This window comes from Azohydromonas australica DSM 1124 (genome assembly GCF_000430725.1).
Classification (GTDB): domain Bacteria; phylum Pseudomonadota; class Gammaproteobacteria; order Burkholderiales; family Burkholderiaceae_C; genus Azohydromonas; species Azohydromonas australica.
On sequence record NZ_AUMO01000159.1, the window covers coordinates 1 to 2,126 of the forward strand.

At 64.6% G+C, this 2,126-nt stretch carries 2 protein-coding genes and 1 pseudogene; 2 read left to right on the forward strand and 1 reads right to left on the reverse strand.

Going from position 1 to position 2,126, the window contains the following annotated elements:
• The first annotated feature begins 218 nt into the window (after positions 1 to 218).
• Positions 219 to 599, forward strand: coding sequence for a hypothetical protein (locus tag H537_RS0118935; protein WP_156901850.1), 381 nt, complete (start codon positions 219 to 221; stop codon positions 597 to 599).
• Between the two features lie 24 nt (positions 600 to 623).
• Here H537_RS0118935 and H537_RS44225 read toward each other — a convergent pair whose 3' ends face one another.
• A complete protein-coding gene (locus H537_RS44225; RefSeq protein WP_051242990.1) occupies positions 624 to 1,259 on the reverse strand; it encodes a helix-turn-helix domain-containing protein in 636 nt (211 codons plus the stop codon).
• A 277-nt stretch (positions 1,260 to 1,536) separates the two neighbouring features.
• Between H537_RS44225 and H537_RS53235 the strand changes: the two are divergent.
• Positions 1,537 to 2,126, forward strand: a pseudogene (locus tag H537_RS53235) (hypothetical protein); the annotation flags it as partial.

Sequence of the window (2,126 nt, forward strand, 5' to 3'; positions counted from 1 at the left end):
GAAAGTCGCGCCATCGCACACCTCCGCGTGGCAGCAAACGATCTCTCTTGGAGGATTCAACGTTCAGCAAGTTCTGCCGTCCTAGAAAAAAAGCGTGGGTCCAGGCCGCCACGTTCGCAGACTCCCGAGCCGTTGCTTTCGCTTCACCCGCAGGCGCGCTTGCGGTCCGTCATGGCCTTGGCGCTGCGCGACACAAGACGCGAAACGGAAGAAACGCCATGAATTTCCATTTGTTGGCCGATGCCCAGGAAGTCGATCTGGAGCGGGCGATGGAAGACTTTGACGGCAACCTGGGTGCGGTTGCCCAGCTCCTGCATGAATTCCTTGCCGACCGCTCCGGTTGCGAGCTGAAGCTGACGGCCATCGAGCGGCTGTCTAGCGAGCAGGTGGCTGCCGTCATGCACGACGTTGCCAACACGCTGGATGCCGGCTGGTGCCGCAGCGCGGCTCTGGCCGTGCGCAGTCGTGAGGAACGCTTGCGCCGCGACGCCGGGTGCAACGTCCGCGATGCCATGGCCGAGGTGCGCTCTATCGTGGACAAGGCGTTTCATGCCGTCGAAGCCGTCGTCCGGGATGGCCGCGCGGGCAGCCTGGCCTGATCCGGCGTTCCGGCGCCTGTAGCTTCAACCGCCGTACCCGCCGCCAGGCTCGCCGAGTGCCATGAGCTGGGCGTCAATAAAGCCGGCAAGCCTTTGAAACGGCACCGGTTTTCGGTAGCGCAGCGTGCGGTTGTCCAGCCCGCCACGGGCCTGGATTTCCTCCTCCGGCAATGCCGTGGTCACGAGGATACGCAGCCGCGCCATGCCGGCGTTGCGGCGGACTGCCCTGATCAGCTCAAAGCCGTCCAGCGGCTGCATCACCAGATCGGTGATGAGCAGATCCGGCATCGCACACGCGATGCTGGCCAGCGCATCGGTTGCATTGTCAACTGAGATCAGCTTGACCGCCGAACCCCAGTCCCGCAGGAATCTCCCCAGTGCCCGAGCCGTGCTGACGTTGGGCTCCACCAGCAGGGTCGACAGCGGACGTCCAGCCGGGGACGCCACTCTGGTGCGGCTGCGCGTGAGCTTGAGGATCGAGTGCACCGGGATGCGGCGGTGGCCCCCTTCGGTGCGCCAGGCCTTCAGATCCCCACGTTCGACCATTTTCTGCACCGTGGCCACGGAGACATGCAGCAGCTCCGCGGCCTCCTTGGTGCCGACGACGTCCGTGCCGCCGCGGTGGTGGTGCCGCCTCGAGGCAAAGGAGTGCTCATCCATGGAACTTCAAAGGTTGGGTCGCCGCCGGATACGGCGCTCAGATTGCGACTGTCCCGCAAGACTGTCGCGTCGCCTCTCCATGTTGACTCGCGCGGAGCAGATTGTTTCAAGAGATGACATTTAATTAGTCGCAAGGGCTTCAAGAAAGTGGGGCGTTGTTCCGATATCCAGGTTCGGGATTGGTAGTGACTCGGAGTCCAACTGATAAGATTGGTGAGATCTATCAATTTTTGGGATCTGCTTGTTAGAAGCGTAACGCGGAGTATCGGGGAGTGAGATGAGTGAACCGTTGAAGGGCAGGAAGAAAGGTAAAGGGAAGCTACGAAAAGCGCTTTCCGTTGGAGCTTTGCTGGGTGCCGCAGGCGAACTGCTGGCCAACAAGCAAACGGACGCGGCTTCGGCGCCCGGCTCCAGTACCGCCTCCAGCAAGTCCGGGGCGGACCTCGCCACTCAACAATCCGCACTGGCTGAGCAGGCGCTGCCGCTATCGCTGCACGAAGCGCCGGCAGCGGCCTTGGTCGAGGTCGTGGGCGAGGCGTCCTATGTTGATGTGGCCGCGGTGGCGCAGGAACTTGAGGACAGCATCCTCCTGGCCCAGGCCGGTCCGGCAGAAGTTAGTGGAGCCGCCGAGGCGGTCGCAGAGGCTGGGACGCCTGCCGAGGCAGCGACGACTGCGGAGGCAACCGCTGCGGGCAGTGCCACTGCCACGGCCGGGGCCTCGGCCGCGTTTGGAGGGCCCGCTGCGATTGCCGCGGGCCTGGCAGGCGTGGTGGGCATCGGCGCCGCAATCGGCGGCGGCGGTGGTGGCTCCTCTGCACCGGCCAACACACCTGCGCCCACGCCGGAACCGAGCCCCACGCCCACGCC

What these genes read in the sequence shown, in the direction of transcription:
- H537_RS0118935 (WP_156901850.1), top strand. Translation starts at nt 219, where the DNA reads ATGAATTTCCATTTGTTGGCCGATGCCCAGGAAGTCGATCTGGAGCGG.
- H537_RS44225 (WP_051242990.1), bottom strand. Translation starts at nt 1,259, where the DNA reads ATGGATGAGCACTCCTTTGCCTCGAGGCGGCACCACCACCGCGGCGGC.